The organism is Salipiger marinus, assembly GCF_035481585.1.
In the GTDB taxonomy this organism is placed as follows: domain Bacteria; phylum Pseudomonadota; class Alphaproteobacteria; order Rhodobacterales; family Rhodobacteraceae; genus Salipiger; species Salipiger marinus.
Map to the genome: position 1 here is coordinate 1 of NZ_JAYKSL010000006.1, position 22529 is coordinate 22529.

20 protein-coding genes are annotated in these 22529 nt (G+C 67.7%); 10 read left to right on the forward strand and 10 right to left on the reverse strand.

The window, feature by feature from the left end; translation table 11 throughout:
• The 6 genes from VK682_RS09475 to VK682_RS09500 all read right to left on the reverse strand — a co-directional run.
• On the reverse strand, positions 1-523 hold a 523-nt coding region (locus VK682_RS09475; protein ID WP_324781727.1), incomplete at its 3' end, for a DUF4147 domain-containing protein.
• A 3-nt stretch (positions 524-526) separates the two neighbouring features.
• Complete coding sequence (locus tag VK682_RS09480; RefSeq protein WP_269061870.1) at positions 527-2197, reverse strand: CoA-binding protein; 1671 nt, start codon at positions 2195-2197, stop codon at positions 527-529.
• Positions 2198-2315: 118 nt separating this feature from the next.
• On the reverse strand, positions 2316-2783 hold the full coding sequence (locus tag VK682_RS09485) for a lipocalin/fatty acid-binding family protein (RefSeq protein ID WP_230794396.1): 468 nt from the start codon (positions 2781-2783) through the stop codon (positions 2316-2318).
• Positions 2780-3415, reverse strand: a complete 636-nt coding sequence (locus VK682_RS09490) for an SGNH/GDSL hydrolase family protein (protein ID WP_230794395.1) — start codon at positions 3413-3415, stop codon at positions 2780-2782. The genes VK682_RS09485 and VK682_RS09490 overlap by 4 nt, the downstream gene beginning before the upstream one ends.
• Before the next feature lie 41 nt (positions 3416-3456).
• Positions 3457-4173, reverse strand: coding sequence for an RlmE family RNA methyltransferase (locus tag VK682_RS09495; protein ID WP_089847409.1), 717 nt, complete (start codon positions 4171-4173; stop codon positions 3457-3459).
• A gap of 93 nt (positions 4174-4266) precedes the next feature.
• On the reverse strand, positions 4267-5379 hold the full coding sequence (locus tag VK682_RS09500; protein WP_089847408.1) for a Ppx/GppA phosphatase family protein: 1113 nt from the start codon (positions 5377-5379) through the stop codon (positions 4267-4269).
• Between the two features lie 211 nt (positions 5380-5590).
• On the opposite strand from VK682_RS09500, the gene VK682_RS09505 reads away from it, so the two are divergent.
• Positions 5591-6247 carry an HAD family hydrolase gene (locus VK682_RS09505; protein ID WP_230794394.1) on the forward strand — a complete coding sequence of 219 codons (657 nt, stop codon included), beginning with the start codon at positions 5591-5593 and terminating at the stop codon, positions 6245-6247.
• A 223-nt stretch (positions 6248-6470) separates the two neighbouring features.
• Here VK682_RS09505 and mfd read toward each other — a convergent pair whose 3' ends face one another.
• Complete coding sequence (gene mfd / locus VK682_RS09510) at positions 6471-9944, reverse strand: transcription-repair coupling factor (RefSeq protein WP_230794393.1); 3474 nt, start codon at positions 9942-9944, stop codon at positions 6471-6473.
• Positions 9945-9995: 51 nt separating this feature from the next.
• Complete coding sequence (locus tag VK682_RS09515) at positions 9996-10520, reverse strand: component of SufBCD complex (protein ID WP_089847402.1); 525 nt, start codon at positions 10518-10520, stop codon at positions 9996-9998.
• Positions 10521-10630: 110 nt separating this feature from the next.
• Between VK682_RS09515 and hemB the strand changes: the two genes are divergently transcribed.
• Positions 10631-11629 carry a porphobilinogen synthase gene (gene hemB, locus VK682_RS09520; RefSeq protein WP_089847400.1) on the forward strand — a complete coding sequence of 333 codons (999 nt, stop codon included), beginning with the start codon at positions 10631-10633 and terminating at the stop codon, positions 11627-11629.
• A gap of 135 nt (positions 11630-11764) precedes the next feature.
• On the forward strand, positions 11765-12319 hold the full coding sequence (locus VK682_RS09525) for a lipid-binding SYLF domain-containing protein (RefSeq protein ID WP_089847398.1): 555 nt from the start codon (positions 11765-11767) through the stop codon (positions 12317-12319).
• A gap of 108 nt (positions 12320-12427) precedes the next feature.
• Here VK682_RS09525 and VK682_RS09530 read toward each other — a convergent pair whose 3' ends face one another.
• The gene (locus tag VK682_RS09530) at positions 12428-12697 is read right to left on the reverse strand and encodes an usg protein (RefSeq protein ID WP_089847396.1); all 270 of its coding nucleotides are present in this window, start codon (positions 12695-12697) and stop codon (positions 12428-12430) included.
• 192 nt (positions 12698-12889) lie between these two features.
• On the opposite strand from VK682_RS09530, the gene gyrA reads away from it, so the two are divergent.
• Positions 12890-15658, forward strand: a complete 2769-nt coding sequence (gene gyrA / locus VK682_RS09535; RefSeq protein WP_089847394.1) for a DNA gyrase subunit A — start codon at positions 12890-12892, stop codon at positions 15656-15658.
• A gap of 78 nt (positions 15659-15736) precedes the next feature.
• On the opposite strand, the gene VK682_RS09540 is transcribed toward gyrA, so the two are convergent.
• Positions 15737-16273: a GNAT family N-acetyltransferase gene (locus tag VK682_RS09540; protein ID WP_230794392.1), complete on the reverse strand. Its 537-nt coding sequence runs from the start codon at positions 16271-16273 to the stop codon at positions 15737-15739.
• Between the two features lie 130 nt (positions 16274-16403).
• Here VK682_RS09540 and VK682_RS09545 point away from each other — a divergent pair, with 130 nt between their 5' ends.
• The 6 genes from VK682_RS09545 (at position 16404) to VK682_RS09570 (ending at position 22495) form a co-directional block, all read left to right on the forward strand.
• The gene (locus VK682_RS09545; RefSeq protein ID WP_089847390.1) at positions 16404-17099 is read left to right on the forward strand and encodes a M48 family metalloprotease; all 696 of its coding nucleotides are present in this window, start codon (positions 16404-16406) and stop codon (positions 17097-17099) included.
• Positions 17100-17216: 117 nt separating this feature from the next.
• Complete coding sequence (locus VK682_RS09550; RefSeq protein ID WP_230794391.1) at positions 17217-18512, forward strand: extracellular solute-binding protein; 1296 nt, start codon at positions 17217-17219, stop codon at positions 18510-18512.
• Between the two features lie 114 nt (positions 18513-18626).
• On the forward strand, positions 18627-19598 hold the full coding sequence (locus VK682_RS09555) for an ABC transporter permease subunit (protein ID WP_089847386.1): 972 nt from the start codon (positions 18627-18629) through the stop codon (positions 19596-19598).
• 4 nt (positions 19599-19602) lie between these two features.
• Positions 19603-20445: a sn-glycerol-3-phosphate ABC transporter permease UgpE gene (ugpE, locus tag VK682_RS09560; RefSeq protein ID WP_089847449.1), complete on the forward strand. Its 843-nt coding sequence runs from the start codon at positions 19603-19605 to the stop codon at positions 20443-20445.
• Positions 20445-21518, forward strand: coding sequence for a sn-glycerol-3-phosphate ABC transporter ATP-binding protein UgpC (gene ugpC / locus VK682_RS09565; RefSeq protein ID WP_230794390.1), 1074 nt, complete (start codon positions 20445-20447; stop codon positions 21516-21518). Before ugpE ends, ugpC begins: the two co-directional genes overlap by 1 nt.
• On the forward strand, positions 21518-22495 hold the full coding sequence (locus VK682_RS09570) for an endonuclease/exonuclease/phosphatase family protein (protein ID WP_230794389.1): 978 nt from the start codon (positions 21518-21520) through the stop codon (positions 22493-22495). Before ugpC ends, VK682_RS09570 begins: the two co-directional genes overlap by 1 nt.
• Positions 22496-22529: the final 34 nt, after the last annotated feature.

Sequence of the window (22529 nt, forward strand, 5' to 3'; positions counted from 1 at the left end):
CGGGCGCGCAGGCGGCGGCCAGCCTGCCGCCCTTGATGCGGCTCGCATGTTTGCGGATGGCGTTCATCACCCCGATCGGCGCGCCGGAGGCCAGCAGCGCCCGGTTCAGCGCCTGTTCCTCTGCCAGCGTCAGCCCGTCGGGCGGGGCGGGCAGCAGCGCCGAGCCGCCGCCGCAGACCAGCGCCACCACCAGATCATGCTCGGTCAGGCCCCGCACCGCGTCAAACAGCGCCTCTGACGCCGCCATGCCCGCCGCATCGGGCACCGGATGCGCGGCCTCCATCACCCGCAGCGTGGCACAGGGCGCGCCATAGCCGTAGCGCGTGACCACGACGCCCTCGAGCGGGCCGTCCCAGAGCTGTTCAAACGCCTGCGCCAGCTGGGCCGCCCCCTTGCCAAGGCCGATCACCACGGTGCGCCCCTCCGGCCGCTCAGGCAGATGCGCCCGCAGCGCCTGCACCGGATCGGCAGCAGCCACCGCCGCGTCGAACAGCCCCGCCAGAAAGCTCTTGTCCAGCCCCATATCCTACATCCTCCTCCATGCCTCGGCATCGCCCTGCCAGCGCCGGATCCGCAGATCCGCCAGCGCCGCAGCCCCGTGGCGCCCAAGGCAGAGATCGGCTTCGATCCCGGCCACCAGCCCCGCTTCCGCCGTGACATAGTCCTGCACCGCCCGCACCGCCTCTGCAACCGCCTTTGCCTCGACGGGATCGCGGCGGGCGCGCTCGGCCATCTGCGCGATCTCCCGCACGCTTTGTGGCAGCAGCGCCACCGGCCCCGCGCGTCCCAGCCGCAGCACGTAGCCGGTGGCCTGCTCCGCCACCAGCATCAGCCGCAGCAGCGGCGGATCGGAGGGCCCCGCCAGCGCCAGCCCCAGCGCCGCCCGCGCCACCGATCCCGAGATCTCCTCCACCCCGGCGCCCTCGGGCGGCAGGACGGGACGCAGCAGCGGCGTCACCCGGCGCGGCGCGCGCCCCAGATCGATGGCGGCGCGCAGCGCGCCCAGCCCCGGCCCCAGCCCCGCCAGCGGGATCAGCCCGGCCTCGGCCAGCGCGCGGGCGCGGGCGGCATCCATCTGCGCGGCATCCACCGACAGCAGCGCCACAGGCATGCCCAGCCGGTCCCGCGCCGCAGCCCCCGCCGCCGCAAGCCGCGCCCAGTCTCCGGGAGCGGCGCCGTCCAGCGCCGCCAGCGTCAGCACCGCCGCCCCTGCCATCATCTCGGCCATGAGCCGCGCCAGCAGCCCGTCTTCCGCATGCAGCAGCGCGCCCGCCTCCAGCGGGTTGGCCGGGGGGGTGCGCCCGCGCAGATCCTCGGCCATGCGCGCCAGCTGCGCCGGGCTCAGCGCGGCGAAGCTCAGATCGCGCGCCTGCGCCTCCGCCGCCAGAAGATCGCGCGCCGCGCCGCTGCAGCCCAGCCCCGCCAGCGCGTTGGCGGGCAAGGGGCCGATCAGATGCACGAGCCGCAGCGCCTCCACCAGCGTGGCCTCATCCTCGACCAGCGCGGCCCCGGCCCGCGTCACCAGCGCCCGCTGGCCCAGAGAGGCCTCGGGCAGGCAGACCAGCAGCGGCTTGCCAAGCCGCTGCGCCTCGGCCCCCAGCTGCAGCAGATCCTGCGCATCACCCAGCCGGTCCAGCCGCAGCCCCAGCGCCGACACCCGGTCGCGCGCCAGCAGCTGCAGACCCAGCGGCAGCCAGCCGGTGCCCGCGCCCTGACCCCGCGGCAGCACCGCCGCCACCGGCAGGCCGCGCCAGTCCTGATCAAGCTGCCCCAGCACCGCCACCCCGCGCGGCACCGGCAGCAGCCCCGTCGGCTGCGGCGACAGCAGCACCCGCGCGGCGGGCAGCGCCACCGCCCCGGCAAAGACCGGCATGCCGCCCGCCGCCTGCGCCACCGCCGGATCCTGCGCCGCCGGGCAGACCGCGCCGCCCGCGCCCAGCCGGGCCAGATCCGCCAGCGCCTGCGCGGCATCCTCGCCTGTGCCGCCGACAAAGGCCGCATCGGGCGGGCGCGGCAGATCCGACAGGCGCGCCCGCGCCCGGATGCCCGCAACCTTGGCCACGCCCGGAACCACCGGCCAGATGTCCCAGACATAGCCCATGGCGCGCAGCGCCGCGATCACGGCAAGGCTGTCCGCCCCGCCGCCGATCACCGCGATGGACCGCGGGTCAAGAAACCGTGTGATCTGCTGCGCCATGCTGCCCCCTCCGCCGCAGGGTCGCGCAAAAGCGCCCCGCCCTGCGAGCGGATTTGCACAGGAGCCTGCGGCCTGCGGCAGAATTGCCGCAGCGCTGTGCGCCCTGTGGTCCTTCTGCTCAGCCCCGGGTCATCCGGGCCAGATCATAGCCATACCAGTCGAGGATCTCGCGCGCGGCCCCCAGCCGTTCGCCCGGCTGGCCGCTGCGGTCCATGATCCAGACCCGCCCGCCCTGCGGATCGCCCATGGCGGCGGTGCGGTTGTCGGCATCCAGCCAGTGCACCCAGATCTGCTGCCCCGCCAGATCGAACCGCCCCGGCGCCGTCATCTTGAGCGGCAGCGTCCTGCCCGCCAGCGTCAGCCTGCCCGGGGCAAAGCTCAGCCGGGTGCCGGGGGCCAGCCCCGCGCCCTCGATCACCTGCCAGTCGCCCGCGAGCCGCGCCTCGGTGACATCAACCTGCGAGCCGACCGGCGCCGAGGCCTCGCGCAGCGGGCCCGCCGCCACCGGCGGCAACGGCGCGCGCGCGCCGCAGGCCAGCAGCAGCAGCGGCAGACCCAGCAGCAGCAGGCGCCGGGCGCGGATCATGCCGACCGGCCAAGCTCTGCCGCGACCGCCTCCGCCATCACCGCGCCAAAGCTCTGATGCGCCGCCTCGTCCCAGTGCACGCCATCGCGCGGCGACACGGTCACATGCGCCCCGGCCTCCAGAAAGCCGCAGCCCTGCCGCTCGGCCATGGCGCGAAGATGCGCCTCCAGCCCGCGCTGCCGCGCCTCGGCCCCGGCGAAGACGCCCGAGAGCGTGCCGCATTCGCGCACCGGCACCGGCGACACCACCAGCACCCGTTCGACCACGCCCTCGGTCCGGGCCAGCAGCACCAGCCGTTCCACCGACCGGGCGATCTCCAGCGCGGTCACCGAAAACCGCGGCTTCAGATCATTGGTGCCCAGCATCAGCACCAGCAGCGACACCGGACGGTGCGACTGAAGAATGGCGGGCAAAACCTTGAGGCCATTGCGTTCTCCACCCTCCACCACATCCTCGTGCACGGTGGTGCGCCCGGGCAGGCCCTCGGCGATCACCTCCGCCTCCGGCCCCAGATGCCGCGCCATCACCTCCGGCCAGCGTGCGCCGCGCGGATGCCGTTCCAGCAGGCCCGGCGCTGCCATCGGCAGCGTGCCATGCGTGTTGCTGTCGCCGTAACACAGAATGGATCCCATGCCCTCGTCTCCCTTATGTCCTGTCCCGGCCCGCGCGGCGCTCAGCCGCGAAAGCCGGTCGCCACCACGAATTTCTCCGAGGAATCGGCCCGGCTCGCCCCGGGCTTCACGTTCACCACCTTGTCGAAACGCTGCTTGAGCAGCAGCTGCAGCCCCTGTTCGGCGCCGCCCGCCAGCACCTTGGCAACAAAGGTGCCACCCTCTTCCAGCACGTCAAAGGCCAGATCCGCCGCCGCCTCGCACAGCGCGATGATGCGCAGGTGGTCGGTCTGCTTGTGCCCCGACGAGGCCGCCGCCATGTCCGACATCACCACATCGGCAGGCCCGCCCAGCCAGTCCTTGACCAGCGCATCGGCGCCGTCGCTCAGGAAATCGAGCTGGTGAATCTCCGCCCCCGCCACCGGCGTCACTTCCTGAATGTCGATGCCCAGCACCCGGCCCACGGGCTTGCCCGCCCGGTCGCCAAGCGCGTTGACGCGCGGCACCGCCACCTGACACCAGCCCCCCGGCGCGCAGCCCAGATCCACCACCCGCGCCCCCGGCACCAGAAAATGGAACCGGTCGTCCAGTTCCAGAATCTTGTAAGCCGCGCGCCCACGATAGCCGTCGACCTTCGCCCGCTTCACATAAGGGTCATTGAGCTGCCGCTGCAGCCAGCGCGTCGAGGAGGTGGTCCGCCCCCGCGCCGTCTTGACCTTCACCTTCAGGTCACGCTGCCCGCGCCCCGAGGTGTTCTTGCCATCCGGTGTCTTCGCCATGCGCCCGTTCCCGATCTTCTTCTTGGCCAAAATATCCCGGGGGCTGGCGCGGCACGCGCCAGGAGGGGGCAGCGCCCCCTTCCCCCGCCGCCCTTACAGCGGTCCGTCCTCCAGCACGCCATCCGCCGACATCTGCGCGTAAAGCAGCCCCTCGCGCAGGCCGCGATCGGCCACCGACAGCCGGTCGGTGGGCCAGAGCCGCAGCAGCGCCTGCAGGATCGCCGCCCCCGACATGATCAGCGCCTGCCGGTCCTGTCCGATGCGCGGATCGCGCCTGCGCCCCGCCGGTCCCATCTCCAGATAGCGGCGGATCACCGTCTCGATCTGGTCAGAGGACATGCGCAGCCCGTCGACCTTGGTGCGGTCATACCGCCGCAGCCCCAGATGCGAGGCCGCCACCGTGGTCACCGTGCCCGAGGTGCCGACGATCTGGAATCCCTCGCGGCTCTGCGCATCCTTGTAGGGGGCGAATTCCGACAGGTTCTCCTCGAAGAACCAGCTCATCAGCGCATAGCGCGCCGCGTCATCGGCCACGTCGGAAAACTGGTCGCGCAGCGTCGCCACCCCCAGCGGCACCGAAATCCAGTCCACCACCTTGGCGGCGGGAAACGGGCTTTCGGGCGGATGGAAGCCCGCATGCAGCCGCATGATGGCGCGGGGCCGGTCGCGATGCGGCACCGAGGACAGGTCGATCCACACCAGTTCCGTGGAGCCGCCGCCGATATCCACCACCAGAAGCTGCTCGGTGCGCGTCGAAACCAGCGGCGCGCAGGAAATCACCGCCAGCCGCGCCTCTTCCTCGGGCTGGATGATCTCCAGCTCCAGCCCGGTCTCCTGCTTGACCTGCCGGATGAAATCGCGGGCGTTCTTGGCGCGGCGGCAGGCTTCGGTCGCCACCAGCCGCATCTTGGTCACCTCGTGACGCGCGATCTTGCTCTGGCAGACGCGCAGCGCCGCGACCGTCCGCGCCATGGAGGCACGCGACAGCCGCCCCGTCCGCTCGAGCCCTTGGCCCAGCTGGACGGATTTCGAAAACGAATCAACCACATGGAACTGACTGCCCTTCGGCTGGGCAATCAGCATGCGGCAACTGTTGGTGCCCAGATCCAGCGCCGCATAAAGCGCGGTTGGATCGGGCGGTAGCGGCGCGGGGCTCTCGACCGGGAGGGGGAAAGCGGCCGCACCCTTGGGACGCCTTGGCGCCATTGTTTGCGCCTTTCCGGATGTCTGGTTGGGGACAGGATACGCGGGGCGGCGGGAGGGTGCAAGAGAGCCCGCCGCCTCTGCGGCGGCTCTCCGGCAAAATGCCCCGGATCCGCAGGGGCCCGCGCCCCGCTGCCCGGTTGCATCCCCGCACCGGACAGGGCATGGCTTGCGCCAAGGAGGCGGGGCCGCCTCGCGCAGCAAAGGACAGGGCATGATCGCAGCACTCCTCTTCGACCTCGACGGCACGCTCATCGATTCCGATCCGCTGCATTACCGGGTGTTCGAGACGATGTTCGCCGAACGGGGCCGGGTGCTGACAGAAGCGCTCTATCTCGACCGGATCCATGGCCGGCACAACGAGGACAGCTTCCCCGAACTCTTCCCCGACGAGGACGCCACCGCCCTGTCGCTGCAGAAAGAGGCGCAGTTCCGCGACATGCTCGGCGCGGGCCACGCACCCATGCCCGGCGCAGAGGCCCTGCTCGATCTCGCCCGCGCGCGCGGCTGGCGCTGCGCCGCCGTCACCAACGCGCCCCGGATCAATGCCGAGGCGATGCTGGCCGCCATCGGCCTTGGCGCCCATATGGAGCTGCTGGTGATCGGCGAGGAATGCAGCCGCGCCAAGCCCGATCCCGAACCCTATCTTGCCGCGATGCGCGCCTTTGGCGCAGCCCCCGCAAGCTGCATCGCCTTCGAGGACAGCGCCTCCGGCCTGCGCGCCGCCGCCGCCTCGGGCGCCCATGTGGTCGCGGTGCGCTCCGCCGGCCTGACCGAGGACGCCCTGCGCCGCCACGGCGCCGCGACCACCATCGCCGATTTCACCGATCCCGCGCTCACCGCCCTGCTCGACCGGCTCGCCGCCGCCTGAGGCCCGAAGCAGGCCAGACCCGGCCGTCCCCCGGCTTGCCGGGCCTTGCGCTTTCGGCCCGTTCCGGCCTGCCTCCGGCGGGGATATTTGACCCAAGAAGAAGGAGGGACCGCGCGTCTGCCGCTTCTTCTTGGCAAAAATATCCCGGGGGTGAATTGGCGCGCCAGCGCCAAGAGGGGGCAGCGCTCCCTCCCTTTTTCCAGAACCAGCGCCCCGTCCGGTCTCAGGCCTTGCGCAGCCGGATCGCGCCAGCCTTTTCGGCCAGATCGCGGGCGATGGCATAGGCGCCCTTGATCTTGTCGCCTTCGCTGGCCCAGTCGCGGCGGATGACCACCTTGTTGTCCTTGATCTTGGCGTCGCCCTTCTGGTCCTGCAGGAAGGTCACCAGCGCCTCGGGCCGGACGAAGCGGTCGTTGTGGAACTGGATCGTGGCGCCTTTCGGCCCGCCATCCAGCCGCGCGATCCCCGCCTTCTTGCACATGTCCTTGATGCGCACGACCAGCAGCAGCGTGTTGACCTCGCGCGGCAGCTTGCCGAAGCGGTCGATCAGCTCGGCGGCAAAGCCCTCCAGCTCCACCTTGGTGGAGAGTTCCGACAGCCGCCGGTAAAGCCCCAGCCGCACGTCGAGATCGGGCACATAGTCCTCGGGGATCAGCACCGGCACGCCCAGATTGATCTGCGGCGCCCACTGGCCGCTTTCCTCCAGCAGGCCTTCGCCCTCGCCGGAGCGGATCTTGGCGATCGCCTCCTCCAGCATCTGCTGGTAAAGCTCGTAGCCCACGTCGCGCATCTGCCCGGACTGTTCCTCGCCCAAGAGATTGCCCGCGCCGCGGATGTCCAGATCCTGCGAGGCAAGCGTGAACCCCGCCCCCAGCGTGTCGAGCGAGCCCAGCACCCGCAGCCGCTTTTCCGCCGTATCGGTCAGCTTGGCGCGCGGCTTGGTGGTCAGATAGGCATAGGCGCGGGTCTTGGACCGGCCCACCCTGCCCCGAATCTGGTAAAGCTGCGCCAGACCGAACATGTCGGCGCGGTGCACGATCATCGTGTTGGCGGTGGGAATGTCGAGCCCGGATTCCACGATGGTGGTGGCCAGCAGCACGTCATAGCGCCCGTCGTAAAAGGCGTTCATCCGGTCGTCGAGTTCCCCCGCCGCCATCTGGCCATGCGCCACCACATAAGAGACTTCGGGCACCTGTTCCTTGAGGAAGGCCTCGATCTCGGGCAGATCGGTCAGGCGCGGCACGACAAAGAAGCTCTGCCCGCCGCGGTAATGTTCGCGCAGCAGCGCCTCGCGGATGGTGATGCCGTCGAATTCCGACACATAGGTGCGGATCGACAGCCGGTCGACCGGCGGCGTTCCGATGATCGACAGATCGCGCACCCCCGACAGCGACAGCTGCAGCGTGCGCGGGATCGGCGTGGCGGTCAGGGTCAGCACATGGATGTCGGTGCGCAGCTCTTTCAGCCGTTCCTTGTGGCCCACGCCGAAATGCTGCTCCTCGTCGATGATGAGCAGGCCCAGATCCTTGAACCGGATGCCCTTGGCCAGCAGCGCATGGGTGCCCACGGCGATGTCCACCGTGCCCTTGGTGATGCCGTCGCGGGTCTTGGCCGCGTCGCCCGCCGACACGAAACGCGACAGCGGCGCCACGTTGAGCGGAAAGCCCCGGAACCGTTCGGCGAAGCTTTTGTAATGCTGCCGCGCCAGCAGCGTGGTGGGCGCGATCACCGCCACCTGCACGCCGGACATGGCGGCGACAAAGGCGGCGCGCATCGCCACCTCGGTCTTGCCGAAGCCCACATCGCCGCAGATCAGCCGGTCCATGGGATTGCCGCTGGTCATGTCGGCCAGCACGTCCTCGATGGCGCGCAGCTGGTCGTCGGTTTCGGTATAGGGAAAGCGCGCGCAGAAGCTTTCCCATGCCCCCGGCGGCGGATCGATCACCGGCGCGCGGCGCAGCGCGCGTTCGGCGGCAACCCGGATCAGCTTGTCCGCCATCTCGCGGATGCGTTCCTTGAGCCGCGCCTTCTTGGCCTGCCATGCCCCGCCGCCCAGCTTGTCGAGCAGCCCGTCCTCATGGCCGTAGCGCGACAGCAGTTCGATGTTTTCCACCGGCAGATAGAGCCGCGCCTGTTCGGCATATTCCAGCAGCAGGCATTCATGGGCGGCCCCTGCGGCGGTGATGACCTCCATCCCCTGATAGCGCCCGATGCCGTGATCCACATGCACCACCAGATCGCCCGGGGTCAGCGCCTGCGCCTCGGTCAGGAAATTCTCGGCCTTGCGGCGCTTTTTCGGCGCGCGGATCAGCCGGTCGCCCAGCACGTCCTGTTCCGAGATCACGGTGATCCGCAGCTTGTCCTTCGGATCGCCCCATGGCGCCTCGAAGCCCTGCTCCAGCCCCCAGACCGCCAGATGCAGCCCGCGCTTGCCGATGCGGGTGGCGTCGGCGACCGGGATCGCCTCGGCCAGACCCTCATCCTCGATGAGCCCGGTCAGACGTTCGCGCGCGCCTTCGGACCATGAGGCGATCAGCACCGGGCCCGCCTGCATCTTGGCCTTCACATGGGTGGCGAGCGCCCCGAAAAGGCTGAGGCTTTCCTGCTGGCGTTCGGGGGCGAAGCTGCGCCCGATGCGCCCGCCCGCATCCGCGACCTGCGGCCCCGGCGCCTGCGGCAGCGGGTGGAACTGCACCACGCGGCGGTCGGCCACGGCAGCCTCCCACGCGGCATCGTCGAGATAAAGCAGCCCCGGCGGCACGGGTTTGTAGACCGTGTCCATCCGCCCCTTCTGCGCCATGGCGTGGCGGCGGGTCTGATACTGGTCCTCGATGCTGTCCCAGCGGGCGATGCGCGAGGGGGTAAGCTGGTCATCCAGCAGCACCGGCGCGTCGGGCAGGTAATCGAACAGGGTTTCCAGCCGCTCGTGGAAGAAGGGCAGCCAGTGCTCCATCCCCTGCGCCTTGCGGCCCGCGCTTACCGCCTCGTAAAGCGGGTCGTCGGTGCCGCCCGCGCCGAATTCGATGCGGTAATTCTGCCGGAACCGGGTGATGGCGGGCTCGTCCAGAATGACCTCAGACACCGGGGCCAGTTCCACCAGATCAAGCTTTTCGGTGGTGCGCTGGCTGGCCGCATCGAACCGCCGCGCCCCGTCCAGCACGTCGCCGAACAGATCGAGCCGCACCGGCCCGCCCGGACCCGGCGGATAGATGTCGATGATGCCGCCCCGGATCGCGTAATCGCCGGGTTCGGTCACGGTGGGCGCCATCACGAAGCCCATGCGCACAAGGAAATTGCGCAGCGCCTTTTCGTCGATGCGCGACCCGACGCGGGCGCTGAACGCCGCCTCGCGCAGCACGGCGCGGGCGGGCAGCCGCTGGGTCACCGCCGACAGCGTGGTCAGCAGGATGAACCGCTCCGGCATGCCATGCACCAGCCCGGCGAGCGTCGCCATCCGCGTGGCGCAGATTTCGGGGTTGGGGGACACCCGGTCATAGGGCAGACAGTCCCAGCCGGGGAAGGTGACCACCGGCATGGCGGGCGCGTAAAAGGCCAGCGCCTCGCGCAGCGCCGCCAGCCGCTTGTCATCGCGGGCGACATGAAGGACGGGACCGGCGGCCTTTGCGACCTCCGAGAGGATGAGCTTCGCATCGAAGCCCTCGGGCGCGCCGCCCATCAGGATACGGGACTGAACCATGGCCGCTGATGTGGCCCGGCGCCCGAGCGGCGTCAACCTAGAACGGCAGCGTCATCCCAGAACGCCCGCCGACATGTTCTGAAACATCCCCCAGAGTGCCGTGACAAAGATCGACATCATGCCGATGAGCTGGGTGAAGAAGCGGTGCAGCGTCAGCCTGCGCCACAGCTGCGGCCCCGACAGCCCGTCGCGGCGGATGCGGGCGGCGGTGGCGATGCTCAGCACGCCGACCCCGCTCATCGGCAGGGCCAGCAGGAACAGCGCCTGCGCAAATTCCATGTCATAGACAAAGCCCAGCACCGCAAGCACGGTCAGCATCGCAGCCCCAAGCCCGGTGATCCACAGCCCCGCCTCTTCGGTGATGAAGAGCAGCCGGTTGACGCAGATCCGGGTCATGTCTTCCAGATCCTGCGCGGCCTGTCCGCCACCGCGCCGGGCGCGGGCCACCATGTCGAAAGGCACGCCCAGCACCCAGTGGCTGGTGGTGGACCACAGCACCGCAAGGGCGATCCAGAACCACAGATTCGAGAAGGACCGCATGTCGATGGTCTCGAAAACGATACGATACCAGTCCATGCTTTTCGTTTTCCTTCCCGGCGGACCCTGTTGCTGCGGCAATCTGGGCCTCTTGTGACAGCCGTCTTTCCATGCCACCCAAGAGGGGCCTTTACAAGGGAGAGCCCCCGATGAAACCCGTGATTGCCGCCTTTCCCGCCACACGCCTGCGCCGCCTGCGGAGATCCCCCGCCATCCGCGCGCTGGTGATGCAGTCGGTGCTGGCGCCGCAGGATTTCATCTGGCCGGTCTTCGTGCGCGAGGGCGAGGGCGTGGTGGAGCCGGTGGTGTCGATGCCCGGGGTCAACCGGCTGTCGGTAGACAAGGTGGTGGAGGCCGCGCGCGAGGCCTATGCGCTGGGGATCCCGGCCATGTGCCTGTTCCCCTATACCGAGCCTGCCAAGCGCAGCGAATGCTGTTCTGAGGCATGGAACCCCGACAACCTGTCGAACCGCGCCACCCGCGCCATCAAGGACGCGGTGCCCGAACTGGCGGTGATGACCGATGTGGCGCTCGATCCCTATTCCTCCACCGGGCATGACGGCTTCGTGCGCGAGGGCGAGATCGTCAATGACGAGACGGTGGAGGCGCTGGTGAAGCAGGCGCTGAGTCAGGCCCGGGCGGGCGCCGACATCATCGGGCCGTCGGACATGATGGACGGGCGCATCGGCGCCATCCGGTCGGAGCTGGAGCGCGAGGGCTTCCACAACGTGCTGCTGCTGTCCTATGCCGCCAAATATGCCTCGGCCTTTTACGGGCCGTTCCGCGACGCGGTCGGGGCCTCGGGCGCGCTCAAGGGCGACAAGTTCACCTATCAGATGCAGCCCGGCAATTCCGACGAGGCGATGCGGCTGATCGAACGCGATCTCGCCGAAGGCGCCGACATGATCATGGTCAAGCCCGGCATGCCCTATCTGGACATCTGCCGCCGCGCCAAGGACATGTTCGGCGCCCCCACCTTCGCCTATCAGGTGTCGGGCGAATACGCGATGATCGCGGGGGCGGTGGAACGCGGCTGGCTCGACGGTGACAAGGTGATGCTGGAAAGTCTGACGGCGTTCAAACGCGCGGGCTGCGATGGCGTGCTGAGCTATTTCGCCCCCGCCGCCGCGCGGCTGCTCAACGGCTAGCGGTTTGGCGCCAAGGGCGGCGCTTCGCGGATGACAGGTCCGGAGGCCCGGCGTATAGTCCGCGCATAACCGGCGGCAAGGCCGGAGAGCAAAGATACGGCCCGGAGGGCCACGCGCAGCGAAGGACAGAGCAGCATGACACAGACAAGACGAGCCCTCATCTTTGGCATGGGCGCCGCCACGGCGCTGGCGGCCTGCGGCAATGGCGTGGGCGGCGCGGGTGCCGCCACCATCGACGCGCGCGCCGACAGCACCGTCAACCAGATGTACAGCCAGTATCCCGGCACCCGGGCGCTGGGGCAGAAGGCGGCGGGCATGCTGGTCATGCCGCTGGTCACCGAGGCCGGGCTGGGCTTTGGCGGCGCCTATGGGCGCGGCGCGCTGCGCGTGGGCGGGGCGACGGTGGATTACTATTCGCTGGTCAAGGGCAGCGGCGGGCTGCAGATCGGCGCGCAGCAATATGCGCATGTGCTGTTCTTCATGACCGACAGCGCGCTGATGAACTTCCGCCGCTCGCCGGGCTGGGCTGCGGGCGCGAACATCGAATATGCGATCCCCGAGGGCGGCGAGACGCTGGCGGCAGAGACCACCACCTCGCTGGCGCCGATCATCGCGGTGATCTTCGGCAAGTCCGGGCTGCATGTGGGCGCCACGCTGGAAGGCGTGAAATACACCCGCATCATTCCCTGAGCCCGCCTGCGGGCGCCATGGTGGCAGGGGGCGCTGCCCCCCGCCCCTTCGGGGCGTCCCCCGGGATATTTGAGGCCGAAGGAAACCGGAAGGTCCGTGGACGCGCGGTCAGTGGTAGCGGAATTCGCCCACCACCTGACGCCAGTCGCCGCTGGCCAGCGGGCGGCGGTGGCTGAAGCGCACCGAATGCAGCTTGCCCTCGATGCTGTCCTGCCAGAACTCGATGAAGCGGAAAAGCCGCGGATGATCGGGCGCCAGATCATACTCCTGCCAGACGAACGTGTTGAGCACATGGGTGTAATCGGGCATGCGGTAGAAGAATTCCGCCGTGGTCAGCCCGTAGCCCTTCAGCATGAGATCGGTTTCGCTATGCTCCATCGCGTGTCCCCTTTTGGTCGCTCGTTCTGACAGGGTGCAGCGGGATTTGTTAGTTTTCAATAAAAACAGTATGTTGGCCAGCAGGCACGGTGGCTGCCAGAAAACCTCTGGCGCTGCCATTGCGGTCTACAGCTTGCCTCTGATATAAGCAGGGACACCCAGATATAGAGCCAGAACAGACAGGCGGGCAAGTTGAGCGATACGCCGGAAACTCCTGAAACCGATGACGAAATTCCCCGCCCCCAGCGTGCCGTGCATGCGGGGCCGGTGATTTCGATCATCGACGAGATGAAGTCGAGCTACCTCGATTACGCGATGAGCGTGATCGTCAGCCGCGCGATCCCCGATCTGCGCGACGGCCTGAAACCCGTGCACCGGCGCATTCTTTATACGCTGTGGGAAAACGGGCAGACCAAATCCAAGTCCTACCGCAAATGCGCCACCGCCGTCGGTGACGTCATGGGCCGCTATCACCCCCATGGCGACAGCGCGGTCTATGACGCGCTGGTGCGGATGGCGCAGGACTTTTCCATGTCGCTGCCGCTGATCGACGGTCAGGGCAATTTCGGCTCCATGGATGGCGATCCGCCCGCCGCCTATCGATATACCGAGTCGCGGCTGGAGCGCACCGCCGAGGCGCTGCTGGAGGATATCGACAAGGACACGGTCGATTTTGTCGCCAACTACGCCAACGAGCGGATGGAGCCCACCGTCCTGCCCGCGCGCTATCCCAACGTGCTGGTCAATGGCGCCGAGGGCATCGCGGTCGGCATGGCGACGCGGATCCCGCCGCACAATCTGGGCGAGGTGGCCGATGCCACGCTGGCGCTGATCGAGAATCCCGATCTCAGCTCCGAACAGCTGATCGAGTATGTGCCCGCCCCGGACTTTCCCACGGGCGGCGTGATCCTTGGCCGGTCGGGGGCGCGCAAGGCCTATCTGGAGGGGCGCGGCAGCGTCATCATCCGCGCCAAGACGCGGGTGGAGGAGTTGCGCAAGGACCGCTACGCCATCGTCATCGACGAGATCCCCTATCAGGTGAACAAGGCCACGATGATCGAGCGCATCGCGGAATGCGTGCGCGACAAGAAGATCGAAGGCATCGCCCATGTGCAGGACGAAAGCGACCGGTCCGGCGTGCGGGTGGTGGTGGAGCTGAAGCGCGACGCGACGCCCGATGTGGTGCTGAACCAGCTGTTCCGCTTTACCCCCATGCAGGTCAGCTTTGGCTGCAACATGCTGGCGCTGAACGGCGGCAAGCCGGAACAGCTGACGCTGCGCGCCTTCCTGACCGCTTTCCTTGATTTCCGCGAGGAGGTCATCGCCCGCCGCACCGCCTATCTGCTGCGCAAGGCGCGCGAGCGGTCGCATGTGCTTTGCGGTCTGGCCGTGGCGGTCAGCAATGTCGACGAGGTGGTGGCGACCATCCGCGGCTCCGCCGATGCCTCCGAGGCGCGCGAGAAGCTGATGACCCGGCGCTGGCCCGCAGGCGACATCCTGCCCTATATCGCGCTGATCGACGATCCGACCCACAAGGCCAACGAGGACGGCACCTATAACCTGTCCGAAATTCAGGCCCGCGCCATTCTGGATCTGCGCCTGCAGCGCCTGACCCAGCTTGGCGTCAAGGAGGTCACCGACGAGCTGGAGGATCTGGCGGGCAAGATCAAGGAATACCTTGATATTCTTGGCTCGCGCGAGCGGATCATGGAGATCATCTCCAACGAGCTCAAGGCCGTGCGCGACCAGTTCGCCGTGCCGCGCCGCACCGAGATCGCCGACTGGGCCGGCGACATGGAAGACGAGGATCTGATCGAGCGCGAGGACATGGTGGTGACCATCACCCAGTCCGGCTGGATCAAGCGCACGCCGCTGTCGGAATTCCGCGCGCAGCGGCGCGGCGGCAAGGGCCTGTCGGGCATGTCGACCAAGGATGACGACGTGGTGACCCAGCTGTTCGTGGCCAATACCCACACGCAACTGCTGTTCTTCACCACCGACGGCATGGTCTACAAGCTAAAATGCTGGCGCCTGCCGCAGGGGGGCCGCACCTCCAAGGGCAAGGCCATCGTCAACATCCTGCCCATGCCCACGGGCGTGTCCATCGCCGCGATCATGCCGGTGGACCGCGATGAGGCCGACTGGGCCGATCTGCAGATCGTCTTCGCCACCTCCAAGGGCTCGGTGCGCCGCAACCGGCTGTCGGATTTCACCAATGTCATGCGCAACGGCAAGATCGCGATGAAGTTCGAGGGCGAGGATGCCGAGACGCGGCTGATCAACGCCCGCATCTGTTCGGAAAGCGATGACGTGATGCTGGTCACCAATTCGGGCCGCGCCATCCGCTTCCCGGTGCCGGAGGTGCGGGTGTTCAACTCGCGCAATTCCACCGGCGTGCGCGGCGTGAAGCTGTCCAATGGCGACGAGGTCGTGTCCATGTCGGTGATCCGGCATTTCGAGGCGGAGGCGGATGAACGCGCCTCCTATCTCAAGATGCGCCGCGCCATGGCGGGGCTGGCGGATGATGTCGACGCCGTCGAGGCACCCGAAGAGGACGAGGGCACCGAGGGCAATGCCAACAGCCCGCTGCCGCCCGAACGTTATGCCGAAATGTCGGCGGCAGAGAACCTGATCCTGACCATCACCGCGCGGGGCTTGGGCAAACTCAGCTCCAGCCACGATTATCCGGTGCGCGGACGCGGCGGCATGGGCGTCACCGCGTGGGAGAAATCCATGCGCGGCGGCGAGATCGTGGCCTCTTTCCCGGTGGAGATGGACGACCAGATCATGCTGGCCACCTCCACCGGCCAGTCGATCCGGGTGCCGGTCGAGGGCATTTCCTTCCGCTCGCGCAGCGCGGGCGGGGTCCGGGTGTTCAACACCCGCGAGGGAGAGACCGTGGTCTCGGTGGCATGGATCGCCGATCAGGGCGACGAGGCGGAGCCGGAGCCCGAAGCCTGATCCGGTGCCGACAGGCGCGTGACGACAGGAAAGGCCGGACCGCAGGGTCCGGCCTTTTTGCATCCGGGGCGGCTTGCCTTACGGCATCTCCGGTCGCGGCAGACGGTAGACGGTGACCGCGCGCCCGCAGCTTGGATCGATGGTTCTGCGGTCAAGGCACATCCCGAGCTTCTGCATGATGCGCTCTGACGCGGCATTGCCGGTCTGGCAGATGCTCACGATGTCGGTGAGGCCCAGATCGGTGACCCCAAAGGCCAGCGCGGCGGAGGCGGCTTCGGTGGCGTAACCCCTGCCCCAGCTTGCCTTGGCAAACCTCCAGCCGATTTCGACGGAAGGCAGGATTTCGGGCAGGAACTGCGGCGATGAGAGGCCCGCAAAGCCGATCAGACCGCCGCTCCGCTTGTCTGCGACCGCAAACAGCCCGTAGCCGCGCGTGGACCATCCCCGTTCGAACGACCGGATGGCGCGCGCCGCCTCCTCCGGGGTCCGGGTGGCGCCGCTGCCGATATGGCGCATGACATCCGGATCCGCACAGAGCGCCGCAAAGGGCGCGTGGTCCTCTGGCCTCCAGCCTCTGAGCCGGAGCCGCGCGGTTTCGATCTCGGGCCGGGTCATGCGGGGGTTTAAGCACGGTTCGCGATGCCGGGACAGCCCCCGCGCAGCGCGCCCTCGCACAAGGCGGGCTGCGCGGCTTTTTTCGACATCGCCGCTTCCCTCGCTGGCGCAGAACCCCCATATCTGAGCCATGCTGCGTTTTGCCCCCATCCTGCTTGCGATCCTTTATGCCGTGGTGGCCTATCACTTCTCCGCATGGCGGACGAAGCGAGAGCTGGACGCGCGGTCGACGGAGCTTGCCGATCCCAAGCTGAAGGCGCTGACCGACCGCATGGCGAAAGCGCTGGATCTGCCGCGCATCCGCGTCAACATCTATGAAATCGCCCCGGTCAACGGGCTTGCGGCGCCGGATGGCCGCATCTTCATCACGCGCGGCTTTTTCAACCGTTACAAGGCCGGCGAGGTGACGGCGGAGGAACTCGCCTCGGTCATCGCGCATGAGCTGGGCCATGTGGCGCTGGGGCATTCGCGGCGGCGCATGATCGACTTTTCCGGGCAGAATGCCATCCGCACCGCGCTGGCCATGGTGCTGGGCCGGTTCATCCCCGGCATTGGCCCGATGCTGGCGGGGCTGGTGACCTCGCTTCTGGCGGCGCGGCTGTCGCGTGGTGACGAATACGAGGCCGATGCCTATGCCGCCGCCCTGCTGGCCAAGGCGGGCATCGGCACCGCGCCGCAGAAATCGCTGTTCCGCAAGCTGGGCGCGCTGACCGGCGGCGCGGGCGGCGGCACGCCCGCATGGCTGCTGTCGCATCCCAAGACCGAGGAGCGCATCGCCGCCCTCGAGGCGCTGGAAGCGCGCTGGACCCCGGCGCCCCGGACCTGACCGCTGCGGGCCCGTCCCTGCCCGCGCGACATCATCGAACTGTCATCAAAGCAAAACGGAACCGTCAAGAAGCGGGTCTATGCGTCGCGCGAAACGTATCGCCAAGGGACAAGCGACATGATGAAGACCGCAACCACGACACTTGCCTTCGCCCTGATGGGCACCACGGTCATGGCGCAGACCGAGATCAGCTGGTGGCACGGCATGGGCGGCCGCAACGGCGAGGTCATCAACGAGATCTCGCAGATGTTCAACGACGCGCAGTCCGAATGCGTGCTGACCCCGGTGTCGCGCGGCACCTACGAAGAGGCGCTGTCCTCGGGCATCGCCGCCTTCCGGTCGGGCGAACAGCCGAACATCCTGCAGGTGTTTGACGCCGGCGCGGCCACCATCATCGCCGCCGAAGGCGCCACCGTCGCCGCCGAAGACCTGATCACCGCCGCAGGCGAAGAGTTCGACCGCGAAGCGTTCATCGCGGGCGTGCGCAATTTCTACGCCGACAGCGACGGCAAGTTCATCGGCATGCCGTTCAACTCCTCGGCGCCGATCATGTATTACAATGTCGAGGCCTTCGAGAAGGCCGGGGTCGAGCCGCCGAAGACCTGGGAAGAATTCGAAGCCGTGGCCCCCGCGCTGAAGGAAGCCGGGTATCTGCCGCTCACCGCGTCGCAGCTGACATGGATGATGGTGGAAAACTTCAAGTCGCGGAACAACCAGCAGTTCGCCACCAACAACAACGGCTATGACAGCGTCGAAGGCACTCAGATCCTCGTGACCGACGAAAATCAGGTCATGATGTTCGAGAAGCTGAAGGAATGGGCCGATGCCGGTCTGTTCGGCTTCTACGGCGCAGGCTGGGCCGACAACCAGAAGCCGTTCGAGCAGGGCGAATCCGCGCTGTGGATCGGCTCCTCGGGGTCGTTCGGCGGCCTGCAGCAGACGGCCAATTTCGAATTCTCGGCCGATTTCATGCCCTACTGGGACGTCATCGAAGGCGCTGGCACCCAGAGCTTCATCGGCGGCGCGGCGCTGTTCGCCATGTCCGGCAAGCCTGAGGCCGAAAACACCTGCACCGCGAAGTTCTTCTCCTTCCTGACCTCGCCGGAAACGCAGGTGTTCTACCACAAGGCCACCGGCTATGTGCCGATCACCGAAGCCGCCTATGAGCTGGCCAAGAGCGAAGGCTATTACGACGAGAAGCCCGTGGCCGAAGTCGGCATCCAGCAGCTGATGCTGGAAGGCGGCGAATGGTCCAAAGGCTATCGCATGGGCTTTTACCCGCAGATCCGCACCGTGATGGAGCGCGAGTTCAACCGCATCTTCTCGAACGAAGTCAGCGTGCCGGACGCGTTCCAGACCATCGAGGACGAAGGCAACCAGCTGCTGGAGCGTTTCTCCAAGACCGCTGGCTGACCGCTTCACCTGCCCTGATGGCGGGGGCCCGGGCATCTGTCCGGGCCCCCGTTTGCCATAGGCGCGGCAGGCCTGCCCTGCCCGCCCGCCCCTCCGGAAAGATCGGGTTGCCTCGTGACCGACACATCGCTTCGCACCGCCGCAAGCCACCGTTCCCTGCTGGACCGCCTGCGCGCCTGGCACAGCGCCGAAACCCCGAACCCCGCCAAGCGCGTGCAGTTCGACGCGCCGCTGACGCCGTGGCTGTTCCTGCTGCCGCAGCTGGCGGTGGTGGTGGTGTTCTTCTACTGGCCCTCGGTGCAGGCCGTCACCTCCTCGTTCTATCTGGAGGATCCGTTCGGCTTTGGCGCCACTTTCGTGGGCACCGACAATTACGCCGACGCGCTGCAGTCCAGCCAATATGCCAGCACCGCGCTCTTCACCGCCTTTTTCTGCCTTGTGGTCACCGCGCTGTCGCTGGGGCTGGGGCTGCTGCTGGCGGTCAAGGCCGACAAGGTGATCCGGGGGGCATCCAGCTACAAGACGCTGCTGATTTCGGTCTATGCCATCGCGCCGCCGGTGGCGGGGCTGATCGGCATGATGATCTTTGACCTGCATATCGGCCCGCTGACCGATCTGGCCGCCTTCTTCGGCTATGACCTGCAGGTGGGCATCAATTACTGGGATACGGCCATCGCGCTGATCACCATCTCTGTCTGGAAACAGATCCCCTATAACTTCATCTTCTTCCTGTCGGGGCTGCAATCCGTGCCGGTTTCGGTGCGCGAGGCGGCACTGATCGACGCGCGCTCCGGCTGGCGGCGGTTCCGCGACGTGACCCTGCCGCTTCTGGCCCCCACCGCGTTCTTCCTGCTGGTCATCAACATCACCTATGCGATGTTCGACACCTTCCCGATCATCGACGTGGTGGTGAAGGACAAGCCCGCCAACAACCCGATCACGCTGGTCTACAAGGTCTATCTGGACGGCTTCAAGGGCAACGACATCGGCGGGTCTTCCGCGCAGTCGGTGATCCTGATGGTGGTGGTGGCGGCGCTGACCGTGCTGCAGTTCCGCTTTCTTGAACGCCGCGTTCATTACGGGTGACATGATGCAACGCACAAAACCTCTGGATCACCTGATCCTGATCCTTGGCACGCTGTTCCTGATGGCGCCGGTGCTGATGGCGCTGATGTCCTCGACCCACAGCGCGGTCGAGATCCACAGCAACGGCGTCTATCTCACCCCCGGCAGCGACGCGCTGGCCACCTATACCAAGGTGCTGACCCATCGCGGCGGCTTTACCGGCGACGTGACCGGGCTGCGGATGCTGACCAATTCGCTGATCATGGGCATCGCCTTTGCCGTGGGCAAGATCGTGCTGTCGATGATGGCGGCCTATGCGCTGGTCTATTTCCGCTTCCGCTTTGCCACGCTGCTGTTCTGGATGATCTTCACCACGCTGCTGCTGCCGCTGGAGGTGCGCATCATGCCCTCCTATCAGGTGATGTCGACGCTGGGCCTGCTCAACAGCTATACCGGGCTGGTCGTGCCGCTGCTGGCCTCGGCCACGGGCACGTTCTTTTTCCGGCAGTTCTTCCGCTCTGTCCCCGACGAGCTGCTGGAGGCGGCGCGCATCGATGGCGCGGGGCCGCTGAAATTCTTCATCGACATCCTTGTGCCGCTGTCGCGCACGATGATGGCGGCCATCTTCATCATCATGTTCATCTATGGCTGGAACCAGTATCTGTGGCCGCTGTTGATGACCACCGATGAAAGTTTCTACACGCTGATGCGGGGCATCAAGTCGATCCTGCAGGTCTGGATCGGCAGCCAGATCCCCGATTACAACGAAGCCTTCGCCCTTGCCGTGCTGGCCATGCTCCCCCCCGTTGCGGTGGTGGTGATCTTCCAGCGCATGTTCATCAAGGGCCTGACGGAAAGCGACAAGTGATGGCGAACCTAACCCTCAAGAATGTCGGCAAGACCTATGCGGGCGGGGCGCAGGCCGCCGTCGCGGGCGTGAACATCGACATTGCCGATGGCGAATTCATCGTGCTGGTCGGGCCTTCGGGCTGTGGCAAATCCACGCTGCTGCGCATGGTGGCGGGGCTGGAAACCATCTCCGAAGGCGAGATCCACATCGGCGACCGGCTGGTGAACCAGCTTGACCCCGCCGAGCGCGACATCGCCATGGTGTTCCAGAATTACGCGCTTTATCCGCATATGACCGTGCGCGACAACATGGCCTACGGGCTGAAGAACCGCGGCGAGTCCAAGGCGGTGATCGCGGAACGGGTGGCCGAAGCCGCGCGGATGCTGGAGCTTGGGCCCTATCTGGACCGCAAGCCGCGCGCCCTGTCGGGGGGCCAGCGCCAGCGCGTCGCCATGGGCCGGGCCATCGTGCGCCAGCCTGCCGCGTTCCTCTTCGACGAGCCGCTGTCCAATCTGGATGCCAAGCTGCGCGTGTCGATGCGGATGGAAATCCGCAAGCTGCAGAAACGGCTGGGCACCACCTCGCTTTACGTCACCCATGACCAGCTGGAGGCGATGACGCTGGCCGACCGGCTGGTGGTGCTGAACGGCGGGCGCATCGAACAGATCGGCGCCCCGCTGGACATCTACCGCCGTCCCGCCTCGACCTTTGTCGCCTCCTTCATCGGGGCGCCCGCCATGAGCCTGCTCGACGCGGTCGTGACCGACGGCGCGGTGATGCTGGACGGGCACCGGCTGGGTCCCGTGGGCCGGGCCGCGGGGCCGGTCACGCTGGGCCTGCGCGCCGAGGATCTGCGGCTGGCCCCCGCAGGCGTGCCCATGGTGGTGGAGCATGTCGAAGAACTGGGCGCGCAGCGCATCGTGCATGGCAGCATCGGCGGCCAGCCGCTGGCGGTGATCGACACCGGCGACCAGCGCGTGTCGGGCGCGGTGCATGTGGCGATCGATCCCGCGCGGCTGCATCTGTTCGACACCGCCACCGGGCGGCGGCTGGAGGACGCCCACCAGCGGCAGCCGGAAGCCGTGCTCTGATGTTCCGCGCCACCACCCCCGATCTGCCCGTGCCCACAGCCGCCGATCTGGCGCTCCACGACCTGCCCCGCACCATCGCCGCGCATGATGCGCATATGGCGCAGGTGCCGGGGATGTCGTTGATCGAAACTGGCGGTGTGGCGGGCGCTGTCCCGCTGGCGCTGCCGGTGCGGGTGGCGGCATGGAACCTTGAACGCTGCCTGTTCCCCGAACCTGCCGCCCGGCATGTCGCCGATTGCGACGTGGTGCTGGTGTCGGAGATGGATCACGGCATGGCCCGCAGCAGCCAGCGCAACACCACCTGCGAGATGGCCGCCTCGCTGGGCATGGGCTATGCCTATGCGGTGGAGTTTCTGGAACTGGGTCTTGGCTCTCCGGTGGAGCTGGAATTCTGCACCGACGATCACAATACGCGCGGCTATCACGGCAACGGGCTGATGGCGAAGACGGCGCTTGAGGCGCCGTTTGCGCTGCGGCTCTGGGGGCGGCGGCAGTGGTTCGAAGATGCCGAACAGCCGCGCCTTGGCGAACGCATCGCCATTGGCGCACAGATCCAGACCGAGGCCGGGCCGGTGCTGATGGTCTCCACCCATCTGGAAAGCGCCTGCGGCCCCGATCACCGCGCGACACAGGTCGCGGGGCTGCTGGCGCAGATCGACGCGGAATTTCCCGGCCTGCCCTGCCTGATCGGCGGCGATCTGAACACCGGCAACCATAACAATGGCGACTGGCGCGCCGAAGGGCTGTTCGATCATGCCCGCCGCGCGGGCTTCACCGCCCATGGCGGACCGGAGGAACAGACCACCACCCGGCCCAGCCTGATCACCCGCTGGCCCGACCGCGCCATGAAGCTGGACTGGTTCCTGAGCCGGGGCCTGCGCATGGGCGAGACGGTGATCCGCCCCTCGCTGGATGCAGGCGGCCGCCCGCTGTCGGATCACGACGCGCTGGTGACCGAGATCCTCGGCCTCGACTAAGAGGCATGGGGGGCGGTGACGCCCCCCGCCATGG